Here is a 21,525-nt window from a genome sequence, read left to right as displayed (position 1 = left end):
TTAATTTATGGTTTTATTAATTTTTGCAGATGCCATAAGTCCAAGAGTAGAGTATGTATTTAATCATGTTTTTGTTAAGCAACTTGGCCTAAAATATAAAATTACCACTCAAATCAATGCTTTTATTGCTTCAGATAAGCCGAAGCTTTTATATTCAAAAAAAAAAATCACAAACGGCATTTTTTTACAAGCCCATACGATATTATTTGAAACAGAGATTGTTGAACAGGATATTAATATATCTGTATATAAAAACAAACCTATTTTTTTTACTTCTACAAACGTCGAATCTATATTACCTTTTGACCCATTTGCGACAATTTTTTATATGCTTAGCAGATATGAGGAGTATCTAGATAATAAACTTGATCGGTTTGGAAGATTCCCTGCTAGTGAAAGTTTAGCTTTTAAAAATCAATTTTTGCAAATACCAGTTGTTGATAAATGGATAATTTTTATCAAAGATTTTTTGCTTTTAGAATATCCATATTTAAAATTTAAAGAACATAATTTTAGTTATTTAAATACAATTGATATAGATAATGCTTTTGCATATTTGGAAAAAGGTTTTTTTAGGACCGTCGGTTCCCTTATGCGGAGCATTATTAAGTTAGGTTTTAATGATTTTTTTTGTAGGTTAAATGTTTTGTTAGGTTATAAAAGAGATCCGTATGATACTTATGATAAATTATTGTCAATACATAATAAATATAATCTTAAAACAATCATTTTCTTTTTATTAGCAAACTATGGTAGATTGGATAGAAATGTATCCTATAAAAGTAAAAAATATCAATCTCTCATTAATTACTTTAAACAGTTTTTTGATATTGGTATACATGCATCATACTCATCTATTTCTAATCCTAAAAATTTACATCTAGAAATAGAAAGGTTAAATAGTATTTCTGGATTAAGTATAACAAAAAACCGTCAACATTATTTAGTTTTGAATTTACCATCTAATTATAAAAATTTGATTAAAAATAATATTTTAGAAGATTATAGTATGGGATTTCCAGATGATATTGGATTCAGAGCAGGAACATCACACAGTTTTAATTTTTTTAATTTAAAAGAAAATACTGCAACAGATTTATTGTTAAGACCGTTTTGTATTATGGATATAACTTTAAAAAATTATTTAAAACTTACCCCCCATGAAGCTGTCTCTAAAATAAAGTTACTTATAGACGAAGTTAAAAATGTACATGGTTGTTTTATTTCTATTTGGCATAATGAGTCTTTTAAAAATTCTCCTCAATTAGATGAATGGTATATCACTTATGAAAATATGATTAGATACTCTTTGCATGAAAAAAATTAGTTTCGTTTCACATAGTCAAATAAATAAGTCTAAGTGGGACTATTGTATGAATAAATCCATAAATAGAAGTGTTTATGGCATCTCGTGGTATTTAGATATTGTCTCTGAAAACTGGGATGCTTTAATATATGGTGATTATGAATTAATAATACCAGTTACTTCCAAAAAATATACATGTTTTTTTCCATTTATAAAACATTTATCTCAACCGCTTTTCTGTCAGCAATTAGGTGCATTTTCTAGCAATGAAAATTTATTAACAGATTCAAAATTAATCATGAGTATTCTATCTTTTTTTAAAAAAAGATATTATAATTTAGGATATTCATTTAATCACCATACTTCTATTGTTTATAAAAATTGCATTATAAATAATCAGCTTACATTTAAATATATTGATCGTATAAATTTAGAGTTAGACCTTCAGTTGGATTATGATAAGATATTTAAAGAATATCATAAAAATACAAAACGAAATATCAATAAAAATTTTAGTCATAAAATTAAGTCAATTAAGAATGTATCTTTTTTTGTTAATTTCTTAAAGAAAAACCTTCCCAAAAATGTTTTATTAAAGACAAAAGATTATAAGACAATTTATAACATAATTAGTATTTCTATTTCAAAATGTTGCGGAAAATGTCTAGGGCTATACAATGATAAAGACGAATTATTAGCTGGTGTTTTTTTTCTCACCTTATATGATAGACATATACTCCTTTTTAATGCATCTTTTAAGGACAACTCCCAGTATAACTACATGGCCTTTTTAATTGATTTTTTCATTAAGCAACATGCTTTTAAAAATGAATTTTTAGATTTCGAAGGTTCAAATATTAAAGGAGTGAAAAGGTTTTATAAGAGTTTTGGAGCAGTTGAGAAGAATTACCTTCATATTAAATGATGAAATTTAAAAAATTATTTTTAGAAATAAAGTCATTTGAAGTTATTTTGATTTATTGTCTTGAAAATCCTCTATTAGTATAACACTAATTTTTTTAATATTTCCTTCAATATTGTCGTTTTTTTCCATTTGTTGACTTTTAATGGTTGTTATAGTTGATGGAAGATTGTCAATATATCTTTTATTAAGTCCTGACATTCCTTCATTTAAACTTTTAACAATTTGTGATGTATAAGCAATAACTATATGCTCCTTAGGGAGATTCTTAATATTATTAGATCCTAATTGCTTTGATGATAACATAATTTTACCATGTTGTGCAATTAGAAATTCACAAGACGAAACTATACCATCACATTGTGTATGGTATTTGTCATTATAATTTATAGAAGATTTATTTAATAGTTCTTTAATAATTGGTTCTATACAATATATAGACTCGATTTCTAGTTTATTAGTTAGTGCTTGAATTGTTGTTACTAAGTCATTTTTTTTATCACAATAAAAAAAATTACCATTGTTTTTTATAAGATTTTTTGCAAAAATGATATCGATTGTATCATCTTTTGAAATTGAATACTGTGTATTTTCAATCTCAGTATTTTTTTTGTCAGATGCAATTCCAGTTACGAGTTTTAATTTATTAAGTAGATTCATTATTTTCTTAACTTATTAATATTGATTTTCTCAACAGCTTGCCATTTTCTTTTGCCAAGGATTTTTTCTAGATCTTCTTTGAAGATGACTTCTTTATTTAAAAGTAATTCTGCTAATTCTGTTAGAGATTTTTTATACTTTTTAAGAATTTTTTTTGCTCGATCATATTCCTTTTCAATAATTTTTTTAATTTCTGCATCAATCTTCTTTGCTGTATCTTCACTGTAGGGTTTGCTAAATGTTTGTTCACCAGTAGAGTCATAATATGTAACGTTCCCAATTGTTTTGTTAAATCCATAAATTAATACCATTGCTTTAGCTTGTTTAGAAACCTTCTCTAAGTCACTTAAGGCACCTGTCGATATTTTATTATATATGATTTCTTCTGCAGCCCTCCCGCCAAGTGTTGCACACATTTCATCTAGTATTTGTTCTGTTCTAGTTATTTGTCTTTCCTCTGGTAAGTACCATGCAGCACCTAAGGATTTTCCTCTTGGTACTATTGTTACTTTTACTAACGGAGCTGCATGTTTTAGCATCCAACTAACAATAGCATGTCCTGATTCATGATATGCAATAATTTCCCTCTCCTCTAATGTCATTAATTTATTTTTTCTTTCTACCCCGCCTACAATTCTATCAACAGCATCAAGAAAATCTTCTTTGGATATTTGCTTTTTATTTTTTCGTGCTGCAATTAATGCAGATTCATTACATAAATTGGCAATATCAGCGCCACTAAATCCTGGAGTTTGTTTTGCAAGAAAATCTAAATCTAAATTTTTGGTGATTTTCAAGTTTTTAGTGTGTACTTTGAAAATCTCCTTTCTTTCAGATATTTCTGGTAGGTCAACATATATTTGACGGTCAAATCTACCAGCACGAACAAGAGCTTTGTCAAGTACATCAGCCCTATTTGTTGCTGCAATTACGATGACATGATGGTTTGTGCCAAAACCATCCATTTCTGTTAAAAGTTGATTTAATGTATTTTCTCTTTCATCATTGGCGCCAGTGATTTGATTTTTTCCTCTGCTTCTTCCAATGGCATCAATTTCATCAATAAATACAATAGAAGGTGATTTACTTTTTGCAGTTTTAAATAGATCTCTTACTCTAGATGCACCGACTCCAACAAACATTTCTACGAAATCAGATCCGCTGAGGGAGAAAAATGGAACCTTTGCTTCTCCTGCAACTGCTTTTGCTAGTAGTGTTTTTCCTGTTCCTGGAGGGCCAACTAATAGGACTCCTTTAGGTATTTTGCCTCCTAATGACGTGTATTTTTTTGGGTTTTTTAAAAAATCAACTACTTCTTTTACTTCTTCTTTTGCACCTTCAAGACCAGCTACATCATTGAAGTTGGTTTTTTCATTTGTATCTTTGTCAAATAATTCAGCTTTTGATTTACCAATGTTAAAAATTGTTCCACCTGTAGAACCTCCTCCACTCATTCTTCTCATAATATATATCCAAATTCCTAGCATGATAATTAAAGGAATTATCCAGCCAATGATATCTCCAAAAATATCTTTTCGAGTATCAACGTCTGGTACGATTTGTTCATTCACAGCAATTTGATTATTTTCTTTGTAAAAATCTTTTAAGTCATCTTCAAATTGTTCACCACTAGTGATATTAAAAAAATAATGAGGTCCATTATTTATTCTGCTTGGATTTTTTATGATTTCCTGGTGTTTGCCTTGATCTAGTTTGTTTTGTTTGATAAATACTTCAACAAATTCATTATTGACAATTGTAACTTTTTCAACTTCACCCTCAATTAAAAACTCTGTTAGAAATTTTTGTTTATTAATTTTTTTTAGAGGAGCAGATATTGTATTAAATAATTGTAATACAATAAATAATAATGCTATAGCTGCATAAATCCAATAGAAATTGAAATTTTGAACGCTTTTCTTTTTTTTACTCACTTTAATTTATTTTTTGAATTAGACCATCTGCCCATAATTCTTCTAATTGGTATTTTTTTCTTGTTTCTTTTTGAAATATATGAATTATTATATCAAAATAATCTAAAATTCTCCAATTAGATTCTCTTCCTTCTTGTCTCCATATTTTTAGATTCAATTTCTTTAGTAATAACTTTTCAATATTGTTTGCTATTGCATTAATTTTTGTAATTGAGTTTGCACTACATATAATAAAATAAGAACAAGGCGCATTATTAATTTCATCTAGACTGATAATAGTGACATCTTCTCCTTTTATTTCTTTGATTCCCTCAACTATCAAAGTTATGTTTTTATTTTTTTGTATTATCTTAATTGTTAATTTATTTTAGTTGTAAAATATTATTTTACTAAAATATATATTTTCCTTTTATTATGTTTAAAAAATATGCATACATGTTTTGATCATATTAGTTATTTTGAAAGTTTAGATTCTTCTAATGATTATTTAATTGAATTATATAAAAGCTCTTCTGTACTTAGCCCTTTGACTATCTATGTTGATCATCAGATAAAAGGCCGTGGAAATATGAGTAAAACATGGTTTTCAGGAAAATTTGGTTTAACCTTTAGTTTTTCAATCAATATTCTAAACCAACAGTTTGCCTTTGATTATAACATGATAACTACTATTGCAATAATTAAATTATTACATAATTTAGATATTCAAGCATACATTAAGTATCCCAATGACATAGTAGTCAGTGGTAGAAAAATAGCGGGTGTATTGACAGAAGTTATTAATGTTGAATCCAAGAAATATGCAATTATAGGCGTTGGATTAAATGTAAATAATAAATTATTTCCTAATTCAATTCAAAATGCTACATCTCTTCATCAGTTATTGTTGCAAACTAGCAATAAGCATGACATATTTAAGTCTTTAATATTTAATATAAAGAATTTAATGATTAGTTATTGTAATCAGGAATTTGACTTAACTAAGTTGTTTTTGTCACATCTTAAAGCAAGTCACACTTATGTAAGTGCTTTCTTAAAGGGTAAAAAGGGGTTTTTTAAGATTTTACATTTGACTAGACAGGGGATATTAACAATTGAGGAGAGTGGTGCTAAATGTAAATATACTGTATCGTCAAATGATATAAGTTTTGTCTTGTCTTAATTGAAATTTTTTTGCCAATTATTAAGAACATGGCTTTCCTTTTCTGTAATTAATTTTTGTTGTTTCGCTACATTTATTAAAGTAGGATAGTTACATAATGAATAATAAGGAATTGTAAGATTTTGAATATCAAAAAAGTCATATGTGAAAATTGACAATAAGCCTTGAACATGAGATTTGTTCTCTTCAATTGTTTGAATCGCATTTAAACTACTTTGGCCAGTGCTTATTAAATCCTCAATCACGATTACATTACTATTGAGCTTTAAATCACCTTCAATTTGATTTTGTCTCCCATGTGATTTAGCTTGCCCTCTTACATAAATAAAAGGAAGGTTCAGTTTGTCAGCAATCATCATACCGTGTGGAATTGCTCCAGTAGCTACCCCTGCGATATAGTCAACTGAGTCAAATTTTTCTTTTATTATGTCACAAAATAAGTTAATTACTATTGTTCTTTCTTTTACATGTGATAATAATATTCTATTATCACAATAAATGGGTGATTTTTTTCCTGATGACCAGGTAAAGAAATCAGAAGGTTGTAACTTTATTGCATTAATGTGTAATAATATGTCGGCAATTTGTTCGGATTTTATTTGATTCGTTATCATGGTGCAAATTTATAAAGTTTTTATTAAAAATTTCTTTATTCTGATTAGGGATTGTCCAAATAAAACTAGTCTTGAGGATTTTTCATTATTGTCATCTAGTTTTTTAGATTCAAAATTTTTTAAGAATCAAAATGACATAAAAAGAATATCTAGTATTGAACTGTTGATGGAGCATTTAAATTACAACTCTTATAGTCTCACACATAATGTATTTTTGAGTTCTAAAAATTCGCACATTAATTTTAATAATTTTAAGAAAAATTTCTCATTTATTATTTCAGCTGGAGGTGTTGTTTTAAATGAAAAGGATGAAATTTTAATGATTTACAAAAATAATATTTGGGACTTACCTAAAGGCAAAAAGGATAATTTTGAATCTGATGTAATAGCAGCTATTAGAGAGGTGCAAGAAGAGACTAATGTAAGGATTCATGATGTTAAAGATGTTTCATTTAGTACCTATCATATTTATTCTTGTGCTAATAAACTCTATAAAAAAAATATGATTTTAAAGGAAACTAGATGGTTTTTGATGTATGCTTCCTCACAAGAAAAACTAATACCTCAATTTGAAGAGTCTATACAAAATGTTGCTTGGTTTAGTAGGAGTCAATTGAAAGGCTTAAATATTTATAGTTCTTTAAAATCAGTTTTTAATCATTTTTTGAATTAAATTGTGTTTTCAATTGATTTAATTGTGCTTTCGTGTAAAAATGGTGCTAAGTTTCCTTTGTTATTAATAATGTCTTTTACTAAACTAGATGAAATCATTATATGTTCTTGATTAGTTAGGAAAAATACAGTTTCAATGGAATCATGTAACTTTTTATTCGTTAATGCAATATCTTTTTCATAATCAAAATCTGAATCATTGCGGAGTCCTCTAATGATGAATTTAATTTTTTGTTCATAACAAAAATTAACTGTTAAACCTTGATACTCTTGGATTATTATTTTTTTTTCTTTTTGAAAGATGGATGAAATAAATTCTTTTCTTTTTTTTAATGAGAATTTATATTTTTTATCATGATTAATTCCTATAGCTATAATAACATTATCAAATAATTTTAATGATCTAATTATAATGTCAATATGTCCTAATGTGATTGGGTCAAAACTACCCGGAAAAACAGCTGTTTTCATAATAAAATTATATATTTTTAAAAAAACTAAAATTCACACTGCCATATTTTTTTGTGTCAAATATATTCGTGTGATTTGCAAATTTAACAAATTTAGAGTGTTCAATAATTAGCGTGCCATTTTCTTTGACACGTTTTTTTTTAAAAATAAGTTCTATTAACTTTTCGTATTGTTTATCGTTGTAACTATAAGGGGGGTCAGCAAATATTACGTCATATTCTTTTTTATTTCTTCCTATGTATTGCATTGAATTAGAAAAGACTATATCTAGCTGACCAATTTTAAGGGATAATTTTATTTTTCTGATAAAATCAATACATTTTTTATTATTATCAACCGCGGTTATATTCGTTACTCCCCTTGAACAGAATTCGTAACTTATATTGCCAGTACCGGCAAATAAATCTAATACAGATATGTTATTAAATTCATCATACATATTATTTAATAAATTAAATAAACTCTCTTTTGCAAAATCAGTTGTTGGTCTGGTTTGAAGATTGTTGAATTTAATTTTTCTATTTTTATATATCCCTGAAATTATTCGCATATTATTTGACTAAAAATGTGATGATTTTGATATTCTTGAAAATCTAGTAATTGTTGGCTATATAAAAAATTATCAGGTTTATTGAGGAAAATAATATTTTGTATATAATCATTCATTAGATCAAAATATGAATGTTTTTTGACTAGGTTGCTAATAATATTGACACTGGTTTTTTGTTGATCAATATTTAACACATGTAAACAATTGCTAAAAAAATACAAAAAGTCATTTTGACACTCAAATAAGAATTGATTGTGAAAAATAAATTGCTTATCCTGTAGGTATACAATATTGAACCTGTCTTTTTCAAGATATATAAATACTTCATTTTTATTTTTTTTACCTCTGTAAATAGAATAGTCTACTAATACTGATGGAAATGATTTTATATTTATTGTTTTAAATTTTTTTTTCAAAAATTTTTCTATTTTTTGATCTATTGATGAAATTGCATAACAATTTGTAAATTTTTGTTTTGTGATGAGATAATTCTCAAAAGATTTATTTAGGTTAATGTAATTGCTGATATTTTTTTCATCATATAATTGTTCAGGAACAAATATAGATTGTGTTTGGTTTATTGCGACTAATGTATTTGAGTATTGATGGCTAATTGTATTTGCAGGTAATAATTGATCAATTAGAGATATTAGTTTTTGTGAATCGTTTTTAAGAGAATGCCTTTCTATACTTTCAAAACATTTTTTAGATAGATTGAAAGTTGAACATGTAAGTGAAAAATTATCAATGTAAAGTATAAACTTTATATGATGATCTTTATTTATTTGACTATTGCCAGTTACCATTTAAATGCGCTTCAAACATAGATCCTATAACTAATGGGTCATTTGGATCATAGGGTTTAGGGTCTTTTGCTTCAAAAACAGGAACAGTTATTTTAGATTTATTGATTGTTCCAGCTGATAATTCAAATGTTACGCCATTGCCAAATGGAACATAAGCAAGTGAATCAATTGCATAATTATCAGAAAATAAAGAGTCGAGTATATTAACTTTGCCTAATGTGTCAATTAGTAAAGTGTCTTTAAATTGATATTCTCTATAAGTATTATTGTAATATTCAATTAATGTATCAGTTTTTTCAACAATGATAAATGAATCCATTTTTACAAATGGAATAAGTTTGTCAAAATCATTAGTGAAAAAGCCATTTTTTTCTTTAAAAGCTAATTCTGCACTTCTAATATCCATTAATTTTTGTTTGATAAAATTATATCTATAATTTTTTTCTTTTTCAAATTTTATCGGATCTAAGATTATTTTAGTTAGAAAACCGCCTAAACAAATAATTAATAAGGGGAGTAGTATCTGAAGAGGTTTTTTATAATTATTATGTAATTTGACAGATGAATTGGCAGACATTGCTAGTAATGCAATAAGTAAAACAATAATAATAATAATAATAATCATGTTATATAAATTTTATTCTTTCAAATCTACAATTTTTTGATAATTCATACACTCTTTAATCATTAAAATATCAAAATCTTTTCATTAGTGAGCATTGTAATTTTTAACATTTAAAATTTTGTTTTAAATTCGCTCAATTAAAATTTAAATTTTTTTTAAAATGGGTAAAGGAAAAATCAAAGTTCAAGCGGAAAATATTTTTCCGATTATAAAAAAATTCTTATACACAGATCAAGAAATTTTTTTAAGAGAGTTAGTTAGTAATGCGGTTGATGCTACTACTAAATTGAAAAAATTATCTTCTCTTGGGAAATTTAAAGGGGACTTAGGAGAATTACAAATTGAAGTGGTTGTCAACAAAAATGATAAAACAATTTCTATTATTGATCGTGGTATTGGTATGAGTACTGATGAAGTGAAACAATATATTAATCAGGTTGCATTTTCAGGTGCTGAAGACTTTTTAAAAAAATATGATGATAAAAATGATAAATCAGGAATTATAGGCCATTTTGGTTTAGGATTCTATTCGGCTTTTATGGTTGCTGACAAAGTTCAGATTAAAACAAAATCCCATATTTCTAAAGAAAAAGCTTGTTTTTGGGAATGTGATGGTAGCCCAGAATACACATTAAAAGAAATTGATAAAAATGACCGTGGTACTGAAATAATATTACATATATCTGATGATGCTAAGGATTATTTAGAAGATTCAAAAATATCCAATTTATTAACTAAATACTGTAAATTTTTACCTGTTGAAATCAAATTTGGTACAAAAACTACAAAAGAAAAAAATGATAAGGGTGATGATGTAGATGTTGTAGAAGATAATATTATTAATAATCCAAATCCAGCGTGGACTAAATCTCCAAAATCATTAAAGTCATCTGATTACAAGAGTTTTTATAAAGAGCTATATCCTTATAATTTCGATGATCCATTGTTTAACATACATCTAAATGTAGATTTTCCATTTGAATTAACTGGCATATTGTATTTTCCTAAAATCAATCCCGGTATGGATTTAAATAGGCAAAAAATTCAATTATACTGTAACCAAGTTTTTGTGACTGATTCATTAGAAGGTGTAGTTCCAGATTTTTTAGCTTTATTACAAGGAGTAATTGATTCACCTGATATCCCCTTAAATGTTTCTAGATCTGCACTCCAAACTGATTCTAATGTTAGAAAGATATCATCTCACATAAGTAAAAAGGTTTCAGATCGATTAAGTACTATGTTTAAAAAAGATAGACCGGATTTTGAGTTGAAGTGGAAGGACATGCAAATTATTGTTGAGTATGGAATGTTGTCTGATGAAAAATTTTATGATAGATCACAAGACTTTGCTCTCTACAGAACAGTTGATGATAAATTTCACACAATTAATGAATTTATTGATTTAATAAAGGATACTCAAAAAGACAAGGATGGAAAAACCATTTGTTTATATACTAATAATTTAGATGCTCAACATATTTATGTATCAAAAGCAACTGATAAAAACTATAATGTGTTAGTTCTAGATAGTCCAATTGTTGCTCATTTAATTCAAAAGCTTGAAACTAAATTAGATAAGGTTTCATTTGTCCGTGTCGATAGTGATAGTATTGATAACCTAATTAAAAAAGATGAAAAAATAGAATCAATACTCTCCGATTCAGATCAGAAAAAATTACAAAAGTCAATCGAAAAGTTACTTCCTGCTGAAGGTTTTTCTGTTTCATTTGATGCTTTAAGTCCCTCTTCGCCTCCCATAGTTATTACTCAGTCAGAATTTATGAGAAGAATGAAGGAAATGAGTATGACTGGTGGAGGACCCATGATGGGAATGGGTAATATGCCAGATTCTTATAATTTAATAGTAAATTCTAATCATAAATTAATTAATAAAATTACTTCACTTAAGGGAAAATCAAAAACAACATTGATTAAACAAATAATTGATTTAGGATTACTTGCAAATAACTTGTTGAAAGGCGAGGGGTTAACAAATTATATTAATAATTCATTTAAAAATTTATAATATCTTTTAGTAAATAGGTCCTGATCCAATTAATTCATTTTTGTGGTACCATGCAGCAAATTGACCTTTGCTAATACCTCTTTGTTCTTTTTGAAAAAAGATATATAAATAGTCATTTTTAAGAACTAGTTCTGCTTTTTGTAATTCTTGTCGATGCCTTATTCTAACTAGGTATTTTTTTTTTGAGTTGTTTTGCATTTTGTTTTTATTTGCAAGCCAGTGAATTTCAGTTAGTTTTATTTTTAAATTTTTTCTAAAGAGACCAGGGTGGTTTTTACCCATCCCAACAAATATGATATTTTCTTTCACATTAGTACTAAGAACAAATAGTGGCTTTTTTCTTCCACCAATTTCTAATCCTTTTCGTTGACCGATTGTATAAAAATGGCATCCATCATGTTCACCTATTTTGGTTCCACAACTCCTTTGGTATAGATATTCAGAGCCTATTAATGGTTCATTTAAATATATTTCAGAGTTTTGATAAACTTCTATAATATCACCTTTTTTCTTTTTTATTTGCTGTTGCAAAAAAACAGGTAGTTTAATTTTACCCACAAAACATAGGCCTTGAGAATCTTTTTTTTCGGCTGTAATTAAATTATTTTTTTTTGCAATCTCTCTTACTTCTTTTTTGTTCAAATGTCCAATTGGAAATAAGATTTTGTGTAATTGATTTTGATTCACTTGACATAAGAAATAGCTTTGGTCTTTGTGAAGGTCTTTTCCTCTTAATAATTTATAATTTTCACCATCATATTCTTTTTGGCAATAATGGCCTGTAGCAATATAATCTGCTTTTAAATTAATTGCATAATTGAGGAAAACATCAAATTTTATTTCTTTGTTGCAGAGAATGTCTGGATTTGGTGTTTTACCATTTTTATATTGACTAATCATATAATCTACAATACGTTCTTTATATTGAGTACTTAGGTCTATAATTTGAAATGGGATATCTAATTGGTGTGCAATTTGAAGTGCATCATTACTATCTTCTATCCAGGGACATTCATTATTTATAGTCAGCGAATTATCGTGCCAATTACGCATATATAATGCAATCAATTCATAGCCCTTTTTTTTTAATAAAAAAGCTGCTACACTTGAGTCTACTCCGCCCGACAGTGCAATTACAATTCTTTTTTTATTTGTCATTTGATTACTGATCTGTAACTAAATTATATATAATTTTAATTTATTCAAGTTTTCTATTGACAATAATAATAATTAAATTTGTCTTTCAATTATAATAATCCTCTAATGAAAAAGGTATCGTTTTTTTTAATTTTTTTACTTATTCTTTCTTGTAAAGAGACTGAGTTTTCTGCCGGTACAGAGAATCGTTTAACTGCTACGATTGACATGTCTCCTGAAACTAATTATAATAATGTTGATTTTACGTCGGATGATGATTTAGGTGGTGTTTGTGATGATCATGACTTGGTGTTTATTGATAAGCACGATGATGGGTCTCTTAATAATCAACATTATACAATTAGAATTGAGGCCAAAGATTATTTTAAATCAGAAAATAATTGCACACAAAATACTTGGTATAGTACAGAACAAGAATATGTAAGACATCAATTAATTATTAATGCATATGCAGAAGAAATAAGTAGCTATATGTATTTAAATAGTAGTAGGTACATTAATCACCCTAATATGTCTACGAGTGGTATTACAGCTTATTATAAATTAGAAACTAGCCTTGATAGTTTAGATAATGATGGTTTAGGTATCGAATATTTTGGTAATGATGTAGAAATAGAAATTGTTGATTTAGATTTAGAAACAGGAGTTATGTCTGGTACATTAAATGCTACACTGTTCCGTGCTACCCCTGTTGTGGATCCTAGTGCTTATTTAGGAGTTGAGAATATTCCTAATTTAGATTTATATAATCCTTTGTTAAATGATTTTATAAGTGATAGTGATGGCGATGGGTATTCTGATTATTATTTAACAGACTCTATTAGAATCGAAAATTGTGTCTTTCAAAGGATAACAATTATCAATAATGTGCCTTAATCATCTTTGTGAAAGACTTTAATTATTCCATTAGAGTCAAAGTCAGATCTCATATTAAATTCTTTTTTAATACCGTTATCATATTCTAGTTGAACAGCTGCAGTATTTGGAGGCTCTTCTCCTAAATTTACTGCATGGAAAATGATTTCATTTTCTTGATTTTTCTTTAATGGTAGTAGAAGGGTCTTTTTATCCTTAGAAAGTAGATGGTTTTTTAAAATCCATTTGCCATTAAAATTAATTGATAAGGTGTCTCCATCTACTCTTTCATCGTCCCAAATATTAATCATTAAGTAGCTTGAAGAAACTTCGATAATCTTCTCGTCTTGAATTTTTCTTTCTTGAATTATCAAGGGAGTAAATTTCACCTCTTTTAATTTCATAAGTCTATGACGTTGATTGATGTCAGCACTTACAAGAAATTTTTGATCTAGGCTGGACATAAATGTGTTGACTACAATCATGTTTTCACTGTATTTTTTTTCAAGTTTGATTTCTTTTAAATTTATTACAAGAGGTCTGTCGTTGTAATACCCTGATAAAATTATTTCAGAAAAATCATTCATTAATAATTGGTTATATGCATTTCGAGCTCTTATTTCAGTAAGTACTTTATTAGTTTTTAAATCCCAGTAACTGATCATGCCATTTTGACTCCATGATATTAATGTGTCACCAGAGAATTGATCAATTTTAAGAAATTGACTGCTATAAGGATTTTTGATTTCACTTAATATTTCACCGGATTTAATAGAGATAGTTTTAATAGATGTATGATCACATGTTATGATATTTTGTTGATTACTTGATAACATAGCATCATAAATATGGTTATTTATATTAGCAATTTTTTCATAATTATTTTTATTGATGTGTTTTAAGATGATTTGTCCATTTTTTGTGCATACGAAGTATTGATTCCCTTTATCATTAAATAATGCTTTAGTAGGTATATCTTCTATTTTTAATGAATCTAATTGTCGATTTGAGTATAGTGACCATAATTTTATAGTTGAGTCCTCTGAGCAGGTTAAAAAATTATTTTTTTTGTTATGAAATGAAATACTAGTAATTATATTGTCATGCGATTGAATTGTTTTAATTAGTTTTTGTTTTTTTAAATCCCATAAATTTAGATTTCCACTATAGTCTCCACTCATGATTAATTGAGAATTGGGTGTAAATGAAATAATTTCAGATTTATTAGTGTAGCCAATGAATGATTCAATTAACTCTATTTTTTGTCCTTTTGAGTAAAGGGAAATGAATAATAACAGAATAATGTATTTTTTCATACTTGTCCAAAAATATATAATTATTTTATGATTAATGTAATAATCTTAATTTAAGATGTTAAAAATTAATACTTTGGTATAATATTTGTATTGATACCTGTAATTAATTTTATTATTTATAATGATTAACAAGTTGTTACTTCTTATTTACTGTTTTTTGTTTGTTATGCCTTTACAAGCTCAGTTAGATGTTAATAATTTTGATACAAATTCTTCTCAAATTCTAGAAGATTTTATTATTTCTGAATTACTGGGTTGTGATGTTCAAATTACAAACGTAGAATACACCGGCAACATTGATGCAATAGGGAGTTTTACTTATACTGAGAATTCGTCACTTTTATGTGAAGGTGATTTTGGTTTAGATAGGGGACTTTTAATGACTACTGGTGGTATTGACCATGCCGTAGGTCCAAATAATAATGGAGATGATGGAGAAGAGTGGAGTCTACAATATAATGATAGTTTTATACAAAATTATTTATTTAATTATGCAGACATTGACACATCTGTAGATTTATATGATGCAAGTGTATTAGAGTTTGATATCACATCCTCTGATGATACATCCCTGGCATTTGATTTAATTTTTGGTTCAGAAGAATATGTGGAGTGGATGAGTCCATTTTACGCAGATGCATTTTGTTTTTTTGTATCTGAAATTGACAATGATATTGATCCTAATTTTAATACAGTTCCACAAAATATTATGGAAACGGGTGATGTTCTTAATGTTAGTCCTAATGATTGTAATTCTCCTATAGAAAATAAGCCAATATCCGTTTGGACGATTAGACCATATTCACAGGTTTTCAATCTTCCAGGATTGAATGAATGTTTGTATCTTGATAATGAGAATGGTCAATTTTGTGATGCAATTGGATATGATGGTTATACAATTCCTATGTTATTTGGTTTAGAACTTTTAGCTAATGCAAAATATCATATTAAAATGATTATTGTTGATGGAGCAGGCCCTGCTTTAGATTCTGGTGTTTTTATCAAAAAGTCTAGTTCTGATGATATTTTAGATATTGATTTTTCTTGGGATAATCCAGAATATAATGAGGAAGGTGCGACTGTCTCATTTAATAATATTTTAGCCACAAATTTAAATGTTACTTATTTTTGGGACTTTAACAATGATGGAATTATAGATTCTAATGATGCTAATCCTACTTATACTTTTAATGAGTCGGGTAGTTATATGGTTACCTTAGAGATTTTAAATGATTGTTTAGGTATTTATGATTCAGTATCATATCCAATTCTCATTGAGCAAGTTAGTTTAAATGAGAACTTTAATAGAGTTACTATTTATCCAAATCCAACAATTGATTATCTAAATATTGAATTTGTAGATTGGACACTTTCATGCTCGTTAGATATAATTGATATGTCAGGTCGCAATATGCTTTCAAAAAAAATCAATATTAATAATTCACAGATAAAGTTAGAATTAGAAAAAGGTGTTTATTATGTTAAAATATATGATGAGTCTGATTTAATTCACGTTGAGAAAATTATTATTTTTTAGTTTTATGGTCCTGAATAGATATAAAGTTATTATTTTTATTAGAATGATTATTCTTAAAATAAGAATTTCTTAACCTTAAATAAATTATTATGCATAAATCATTAATTATTATATTTGTTTTTTGTAGTATGATGTTATCATCTCAAAACAATTTTTTAACAAAAAAAATGACTACAGAAGAAACTAAAAGGATGAATAATTATTTGTCCAGCATTGTGATTGCTGCTGATGTAATCACTACACCACCAAATTTTAATGTTAGGACAATGGCAGAATGGGAAGAAATTCAAGCACTAACAATTGCCTGGGAAGGCTTTGAACCTATATTGACTGAGATTGTTAGAAATTCGGTTGATCAATGTAAAGTTCTTATTGCTTGTGATGATCCAAACGAAGTTGAGAATTACCTTGATTATTATGGTGTTAATACATCCAATGTAGAGTACTTAGATGTTAGTACTAATAGTATATGGATGAGAGATTATGGTCAAAATACTATATATAAGGACGATGTTGATTCAATTTATTTAGTTGATTGGGTTTACAATAGACCGAGACCCCAAGATGATACATTTCCTGAGTTTTTAGCAAATTATATGGAAATTGATGTATATCAAACATCGCAAGACCCCAATTTATTGATTCATACTGGTGGTAATTTTATGAGTGATGGTTTTGGCACTGCATTTTCTTCAAATCTAGTTTTAGATGAGAATGATATTAACGAAAATTCAATTGATCAAATCATGAACAACTTTATGGGTATAGATACATATATCAAAATGGAAACTCTACAATTTGATGGTATCCACCATATAGATATGCATATGAAACTTTTAGATGAAGAAACATTATTAGTAGCAGAGTATCCTGAAGGTATGTCTGATGGACCTCAAATAGAAGAAAACTTACAATATATTTTAGATAATTTCACAACCAAATGGGGTACACCATTTAAAGTCATTCGTATACCTAGTCCACCGAGTACGAGTGGTTACTATCCAGGTGAACAACCAAATTTAAATAATGCAGTAGATGGATACTATCGTACCTATACTAACTCAGTATTTGTTAACAAAACAGTTTTGGTTCCATTTTATAGAGAGGAGTATGATACCATTGCTCAAAGAATATATGAGGAGGCATTGCCAGGTTATAATATCGTAGGTATTGATTGTGATGATAGTGGAAATAATATTATTTCTCAAGGTGGTGCAATTCATTGTATTACTCATTCTGTGGGTGTAAATGATCCTTTATTAATTTCATATAAGAAGTTAGAAGATTATTGTCCTAGTCCAGTTCCATATGTAGGTCTTCAAGCTTTAGTAAAGCATAAATCAGGTATTAGTGAGGTTTTTTTTAATTATAGATTTGCTGGTGATGTTGAATTTACATCTATTGCTATGCAAAATCAAGGTGATGACATTTGGGATATTGTTATTACCTTTGATGAATTAACAGAAGTAGAATATTATGTTCATGCAATCGCGAATAATGGTAAACAGCAGTTTAAACCAATGACTGCGTTAAATGGTGGAGTAAATTCTTTTTCTTATAGTTTTGACGAATGTGAAGGTGATGAATGTATTCCATCACTTATACCAGGTTGTTCTTTTGTAAGTGTATGGGATCCTGTGTGTGGCTGTGATGGAACTACATACAGTAATTCATCAGAAGCTAATTGTTATAATATTTTTGATTGGACTGAAGGACCGTGTGAATCTAGTATTGGTTTAGATAGTTATCTTGACAACCATGATAAAAATATTATAAATATTTTTGATGTTTCAGGTAGAATGATTAATCAGAAAAAGGAAGATAAAATTGTCATTATTTTATATGATGATGGTACTGTTGAAAAAAAATATATTAATTAAAACTGTAGATTATGAAAAAGAGTTTCTGTTTTTTTTGGTTAATATTTTTGTATAGTTTTTCCTTTGGTCAAACAAATTTATTTATAAAGACAGATCTAGAAGTCCCCTTGATTACACAACATGAAAATTTTCAAATCCCATTAATTATTAATAATAATTTTTTTCAAACAGTTAAAGAAAATAAATTGTGTGACTTTGTAGTGAGTATTCCATTTTTTGATCAATCGGAACTTATGTTAAATTTAGAATCATACAATGCTTTTACTAATGATTTTCAGTTACTTAGGAGTACTCAGTCCGGAATAGTTTATGATAATTATCAACCAGACATTCAGTCATATAGAATAATAGGTGATGATATATCCGGTTCTCTTTCATTTATGAAAAACGTTTTAGTTGGTGTAATTAAATTTAATAATAACGTATATGAGATTATTCATATTGAAAATGATTTATATATACTTTATGACGTAAATAAAAGTACTGTTGATTCAAATTTTACGTGTCAAACAGATACTGAGGATGTAAATTTTCAATTTGATAATCAACCTCAATCTATGGGAGGTGGAATGGAATGTGTTGAAATGGGGATTGAGATTGATTTTTATACATATAATGAATTTGGTCAAAATTGTTATGATGCAGTTGAATGGTCTTTAGCGTTGTTGGCAGGTGTTAGTGAAGTATATATGTCAGAATTACAAGATGAAAATGGTGTATCAATGGTTTTTCTGCAAGCAAGATATATTAATGTTTGGGAGATAGTTGATAATTATGAGCCTCTTAATGATTGTGGTGATATGCTTGATGAAATGCCTAATTATTGGACAGTTCCCCCCTTTAATGAGTTTTATGCTCAAACAGACCTAGTACATTTATTTAGCAGAAAAAATGCAAATGGGGGTATTGCTTGGGTAAGTGCCTTATGTCAAGGATCATTTAGTGGTGCTAATGGATTTGGAGTTACTTCTGGTCTCAATACAAACTTGACATATAGTTATCCTAGTAATACACCTTACAGTTATAATTTATCTTATTTAGGTCATGAAATTGGACACAATTTTGGTTCATCACATACCCATAATTGTAATTGGAATGCAGATGTGTCACTGAATTTTCCTGGTGGTGCAATTGATGGTTGTGCAGACGTTGAAGGTAACTGTAATTCTCCATTAAACCCTCCCAATGAAGTTTGGCAACAATCTGTAGGGACAATTATGAGTTATTGTGATTTCAATATAGGAATTTCTTTAGAATTCCATCCTATTGTTGAGAGTCAAGCTCTTATTCCTGGTATTTTAAATGCTAATTGTTTTACTAGTGGTTGTGATCCTTTAGAAACTAGTTGTGAGAGTTCAGTTTATGGTTGCACCGATGAAATTGCCGAAAATTTCAATCCACAAGCTAATATAGATGATAGTTCTTGTGAATATATTTTTGGTTGTACAAGTTTAAATGCTGATAATTTTAATCCAAATGCAACTCAAGATGATGGCTCTTGCATTTGTTCCGGTGAAATTGATTTATTTCTTGAAACAGATTATTATAGTAATGAAATTAATTGGGAATTATTAAATGGTGAGGATCAGGTTCTTTACGGTGGAGGTGATTATACTCAAGGAGGTGAAATTATATCAGAAACCTACTGTTTAGCAGAAGGTTGTTATGATTTTAATATTTATGATTCTTGGGGTGATGGTATTAGTTCTGATACAAATGCAGGGGACTTCGAGCCAAATTTCTACATCTTTTTTGATAATAATTATTTAGTTCAAATGACTGACCTAGATTTTGGTTCAGAGTCTTTAAATGAATTTTGTTTAGTTATTTGTAATGCTGATTTAGATAATGATGGAGTTTGTGATGAAGATGAAATTTTTGGATGTACGGATAATCTATATTTGGAGTTTAATATTAATGCTACTGAAGATGATGGTTCATGTTTAACTTTAATTATTGAAGGTTGTACAGATGTTAATGCTTGTAATTATGACGAAAATGCAAATATTGATAATGATAATTGTGAATACCCTTCTGAAGGTTTGGATTGCAACAATAATTGTTTAAGCGATATTAATAATGATAATATTTGTGACATATTTGGTTGTCTAAATAGCGACGCATGTAATTATAATTCTCTAGCAAATATAGAAGATGACAGCTGTGAATTTTCAGAATTAAATTATGATTGCAATGGAAATTGTATTGTTGAAACTGATTGTAATGGCAATTGTGGGGGTAATGCTGAATTAGATGATTGCGGAATTTGTAATGGTGATAATACTGTTTGTTTAGGTTGTATAGATATATTTGCTTGTAATTATGATTTAGAAGCTATAATTAATGACGATAGTTGTGAATATCCAATTACAAATTTTGATTGTGAAGGCAACTGTATTTTGGCTATTGATTGTTTCGGTGTTTGTGGTGGGATTAGTCTTTTAGATGAATGTGGTGAGTGTGGAGGAAGTGGGCCATTAGAATTCTATGATTGTGATGGCGTGTGTATTTCGGATATTGATAATGATGGAATTTGTGATCAAATTGATAATTGTTTTGAAGATTACAACCCAAATCAAATAGATATTGATAATGACGGATATGGTGATGAGTGTTCTTGTCAAAATGTTAATATTATTGGTGAATCTAATGCAGAATCTGTTGGATATGAAGTTTACACATTATCTAATAGTATTGATAATATGATTGCTTGGGAAGTTATTGGGGGTGATATAGTTTGGAATTCTGCTACTGAAACAAGTATTGGAGTACAATGGTTAGAAATTGGACAAGGTTCAATTATTATAACACAATTTTATGGAATAAATGAAACATGTGAAGTGACATTAGACATCAATGTCTTACCTTCTTCTACTAATTTATTAGAAAACTCTTATTCTGAAAAAAAACTCATTTTAATCACAGATCTTTTGGGACGTTCTATAAATACGAGTGACGAAAAAAAATATATTATCAGAGTATATGACGATGGTAGTGTGGAAAAAATATATAAATTCAATTACTAAAA

19 protein-coding genes are annotated in these 21,525 nt (G+C 27.8%); 9 read left to right on the top strand and 10 right to left on the bottom strand.

The annotated features are described in order from the left end of the window. Positions 1-7 precede the first annotated feature (7 nt). Positions 8-1,327: a hypothetical protein gene (locus tag CBD51_007020; GenBank protein RPG57680.1), complete on the top strand. Its 1,320-nt coding sequence runs from the start codon at positions 8-10 to the stop codon at positions 1,325-1,327. Continuing rightward, positions 1,314-2,231: a hypothetical protein gene (locus CBD51_007015; GenBank protein ID RPG57679.1), complete on the top strand. Its 918-nt coding sequence runs from the start codon at positions 1,314-1,316 to the stop codon at positions 2,229-2,231. The genes CBD51_007020 and CBD51_007015 overlap by 14 nt, the downstream gene beginning before the upstream one ends. Positions 2,232-2,273: 42 nt before the next feature. Here the strand turns inward: CBD51_007015 and CBD51_007010 are convergent, their stop codons facing one another. The 3 genes from CBD51_007010 to rsfS are packed head-to-tail and all read right to left on the bottom strand — an operon-like array spanning position 2,274 to position 5,177. Further along, entirely contained in the window at positions 2,274-2,888 is a 615-nt protein-coding gene (locus CBD51_007010; GenBank protein ID RPG57678.1) for a hypothetical protein, read from the bottom strand. After that, entirely contained in the window at positions 2,888-4,822 is a 1,935-nt protein-coding gene (locus tag CBD51_007005; GenBank protein ID RPG57677.1) for an ATP-dependent metallopeptidase FtsH/Yme1/Tma family protein, read from the bottom strand. Before CBD51_007005 ends, CBD51_007010 begins: the two co-directional genes overlap by 1 nt. A gap of 1 nt (position 4,823) precedes the next feature. Next, on the bottom strand, positions 4,824-5,177 hold the full coding sequence (rsfS, locus tag CBD51_007000; protein ID RPG57676.1) for a ribosome silencing factor: 354 nt from the start codon (positions 5,175-5,177) through the stop codon (positions 4,824-4,826). Between the two features lie 72 nt (positions 5,178-5,249). Here rsfS and CBD51_006995 point away from each other — a divergent pair, with 72 nt between their 5' ends. Continuing rightward, on the top strand, positions 5,250-5,984 hold the full coding sequence (locus tag CBD51_006995) for a biotin--[acetyl-CoA-carboxylase] ligase (GenBank protein RPG57675.1): 735 nt from the start codon (positions 5,250-5,252) through the stop codon (positions 5,982-5,984). On the opposite strand, the gene CBD51_006990 is transcribed toward CBD51_006995, so the two are convergent. Continuing rightward, on the bottom strand, positions 5,981-6,598 hold the full coding sequence (locus CBD51_006990; protein ID RPG57674.1) for an orotate phosphoribosyltransferase: 618 nt from the start codon (positions 6,596-6,598) through the stop codon (positions 5,981-5,983). The genes CBD51_006995 and CBD51_006990 overlap by 4 nt on opposite strands. Here CBD51_006990 and CBD51_006985 point away from each other — a divergent pair. Further along, positions 6,597-7,271: an NUDIX domain-containing protein gene (locus tag CBD51_006985; protein RPG57673.1), complete on the top strand. Its 675-nt coding sequence runs from the start codon at positions 6,597-6,599 to the stop codon at positions 7,269-7,271. The genes CBD51_006990 and CBD51_006985 overlap by 2 nt on opposite strands. On the opposite strand, the gene CBD51_006980 is transcribed toward CBD51_006985, so the two are convergent. From CBD51_006980 to CBD51_006965, 4 genes are read right to left on the bottom strand one after another with little or no spacing between them, the layout of a single operon-like run. Continuing rightward, a complete protein-coding gene (locus CBD51_006980; GenBank protein RPG57672.1) occupies positions 7,268-7,741 on the bottom strand; it encodes a pantetheine-phosphate adenylyltransferase in 474 nt (157 codons plus the stop codon). The two genes, CBD51_006985 and CBD51_006980, sit on opposite strands and share 4 nt — an antisense overlap. Before the next feature lie 7 nt (positions 7,742-7,748). Beyond that, positions 7,749-8,291: a 16S rRNA (guanine(966)-N(2))-methyltransferase RsmD gene (rsmD, locus tag CBD51_006975; GenBank protein RPG57671.1), complete on the bottom strand. Its 543-nt coding sequence runs from the start codon at positions 8,289-8,291 to the stop codon at positions 7,749-7,751. After that, on the bottom strand, positions 8,282-9,097 hold the full coding sequence (locus CBD51_006970; GenBank protein RPG57670.1) for a DUF3822 family protein: 816 nt from the start codon (positions 9,095-9,097) through the stop codon (positions 8,282-8,284). Before CBD51_006970 ends, rsmD begins: the two co-directional genes overlap by 10 nt. Then, a complete protein-coding gene (locus CBD51_006965) occupies positions 9,081-9,722 on the bottom strand; it encodes a hypothetical protein (GenBank protein RPG57669.1) in 642 nt (213 codons plus the stop codon). The genes CBD51_006970 and CBD51_006965 overlap by 17 nt, the downstream gene beginning before the upstream one ends. 160 nt (positions 9,723-9,882) lie before the next feature. On the opposite strand from CBD51_006965, the gene htpG reads away from it, so the two are divergent. Further along, entirely contained in the window at positions 9,883-11,751 is a 1,869-nt protein-coding gene (gene htpG, locus CBD51_006960; GenBank protein ID RPG57668.1) for a molecular chaperone HtpG, read from the top strand. A gap of 6 nt (positions 11,752-11,757) precedes the next feature. Here the strand turns inward: htpG and mnmA are convergent, their stop codons facing one another. Then, positions 11,758-12,909, bottom strand: coding sequence for a tRNA 2-thiouridine(34) synthase MnmA (gene mnmA, locus CBD51_006955; protein ID RPG57667.1), 1,152 nt, complete (start codon positions 12,907-12,909; stop codon positions 11,758-11,760). 105 nt (positions 12,910-13,014) lie between these two features. Here mnmA and CBD51_006950 point away from each other — a divergent pair, with 105 nt between their 5' ends. Then, positions 13,015-13,785: a hypothetical protein gene (locus CBD51_006950; GenBank protein ID RPG57666.1), complete on the top strand. Its 771-nt coding sequence runs from the start codon at positions 13,015-13,017 to the stop codon at positions 13,783-13,785. Here CBD51_006950 and CBD51_006945 read toward each other — a convergent pair. After that, the gene (locus tag CBD51_006945) at positions 13,782-15,080 is read right to left on the bottom strand and encodes a hypothetical protein (protein ID RPG57665.1); all 1,299 of its coding nucleotides are present in this window, start codon (positions 15,078-15,080) and stop codon (positions 13,782-13,784) included. The genes CBD51_006950 and CBD51_006945 overlap by 4 nt on opposite strands. A gap of 121 nt (positions 15,081-15,201) precedes the next feature. On the opposite strand from CBD51_006945, the gene CBD51_006940 reads away from it, so the two are divergent. From CBD51_006940 to CBD51_006930, 3 genes are all read left to right on the top strand, one after another. Beyond that, positions 15,202-16,617, top strand: coding sequence for a T9SS C-terminal target domain-containing protein (locus tag CBD51_006940; GenBank protein RPG57664.1), 1,416 nt, complete (start codon positions 15,202-15,204; stop codon positions 16,615-16,617). A gap of 89 nt (positions 16,618-16,706) precedes the next feature. Then, complete coding sequence (locus CBD51_006935) at positions 16,707-18,497, top strand: hypothetical protein (protein ID RPG57663.1); 1,791 nt, start codon at positions 16,707-16,709, stop codon at positions 18,495-18,497. An 11-nt stretch (positions 18,498-18,508) separates the two neighbouring features. Further along, positions 18,509-21,523, top strand: a complete 3,015-nt coding sequence (locus CBD51_006930; GenBank protein RPG57662.1) for a hypothetical protein — start codon at positions 18,509-18,511, stop codon at positions 21,521-21,523. Positions 21,524-21,525 lie beyond the last annotated feature (2 nt).

This window comes from Flavobacteriales bacterium TMED191, assembly GCA_002171975.2.
Lineage (GTDB): Bacteria > Bacteroidota > Bacteroidia > Flavobacteriales > TMED113.
This window is presented reverse-complemented; position numbering and strand designations above follow the sequence as displayed.

What these genes read in the sequence shown, in the direction of transcription:
- CBD51_007020 (RPG57680.1), top strand. Translation starts at nt 8, where the DNA reads ATGGTTTTATTAATTTTTGCAGATGCCATAAGTCCAAGAGTAGAGTAT.
- CBD51_007015 (RPG57679.1), top strand. Translation starts at nt 1,314, where the DNA reads ATGAAAAAAATTAGTTTCGTTTCACATAGTCAAATAAATAAGTCTAAG.
- CBD51_007010 (RPG57678.1), bottom strand. Translation starts at nt 2,888, where the DNA reads ATGAATCTACTTAATAAATTAAAACTCGTAACTGGAATTGCATCTGAC.
- CBD51_006995 (RPG57675.1), top strand. Translation starts at nt 5,250, where the DNA reads ATGCATACATGTTTTGATCATATTAGTTATTTTGAAAGTTTAGATTCT.
- CBD51_006985 (RPG57673.1), top strand. Translation starts at nt 6,597, where the DNA reads ATGGTGCAAATTTATAAAGTTTTTATTAAAAATTTCTTTATTCTGATT.
- CBD51_006990 (RPG57674.1), bottom strand. Translation starts at nt 6,598, where the DNA reads ATGATAACGAATCAAATAAAATCCGAACAAATTGCCGACATATTATTA.
- CBD51_006980 (RPG57672.1), bottom strand. Translation starts at nt 7,741, where the DNA reads ATGAAAACAGCTGTTTTTCCGGGTAGTTTTGACCCAATCACATTAGGA.
- rsmD (RPG57671.1), bottom strand. Translation starts at nt 8,291, where the DNA reads ATGCGAATAATTTCAGGGATATATAAAAATAGAAAAATTAAATTCAAC.
- CBD51_006970 (RPG57670.1), bottom strand. Translation starts at nt 9,097, where the DNA reads ATGGTAACTGGCAATAGTCAAATAAATAAAGATCATCATATAAAGTTT.
- CBD51_006965 (RPG57669.1), bottom strand. Translation starts at nt 9,722, where the DNA reads ATGATTATTATTATTATTATTATTGTTTTACTTATTGCATTACTAGCA.
- htpG (RPG57668.1), top strand. Translation starts at nt 9,883, where the DNA reads ATGGGTAAAGGAAAAATCAAAGTTCAAGCGGAAAATATTTTTCCGATT.
- mnmA (RPG57667.1), bottom strand. Translation starts at nt 12,909, where the DNA reads ATGACAAATAAAAAAAGAATTGTAATTGCACTGTCGGGCGGAGTAGAC.
- CBD51_006950 (RPG57666.1), top strand. Translation starts at nt 13,015, where the DNA reads ATGAAAAAGGTATCGTTTTTTTTAATTTTTTTACTTATTCTTTCTTGT.
- CBD51_006945 (RPG57665.1), bottom strand. Translation starts at nt 15,080, where the DNA reads ATGAAAAAATACATTATTCTGTTATTATTCATTTCCCTTTACTCAAAA.
- CBD51_006940 (RPG57664.1), top strand. Translation starts at nt 15,202, where the DNA reads ATGATTAACAAGTTGTTACTTCTTATTTACTGTTTTTTGTTTGTTATG.
- CBD51_006935 (RPG57663.1), top strand. Translation starts at nt 16,707, where the DNA reads ATGCATAAATCATTAATTATTATATTTGTTTTTTGTAGTATGATGTTA.
- CBD51_006930 (RPG57662.1), top strand. Translation starts at nt 18,509, where the DNA reads ATGAAAAAGAGTTTCTGTTTTTTTTGGTTAATATTTTTGTATAGTTTT.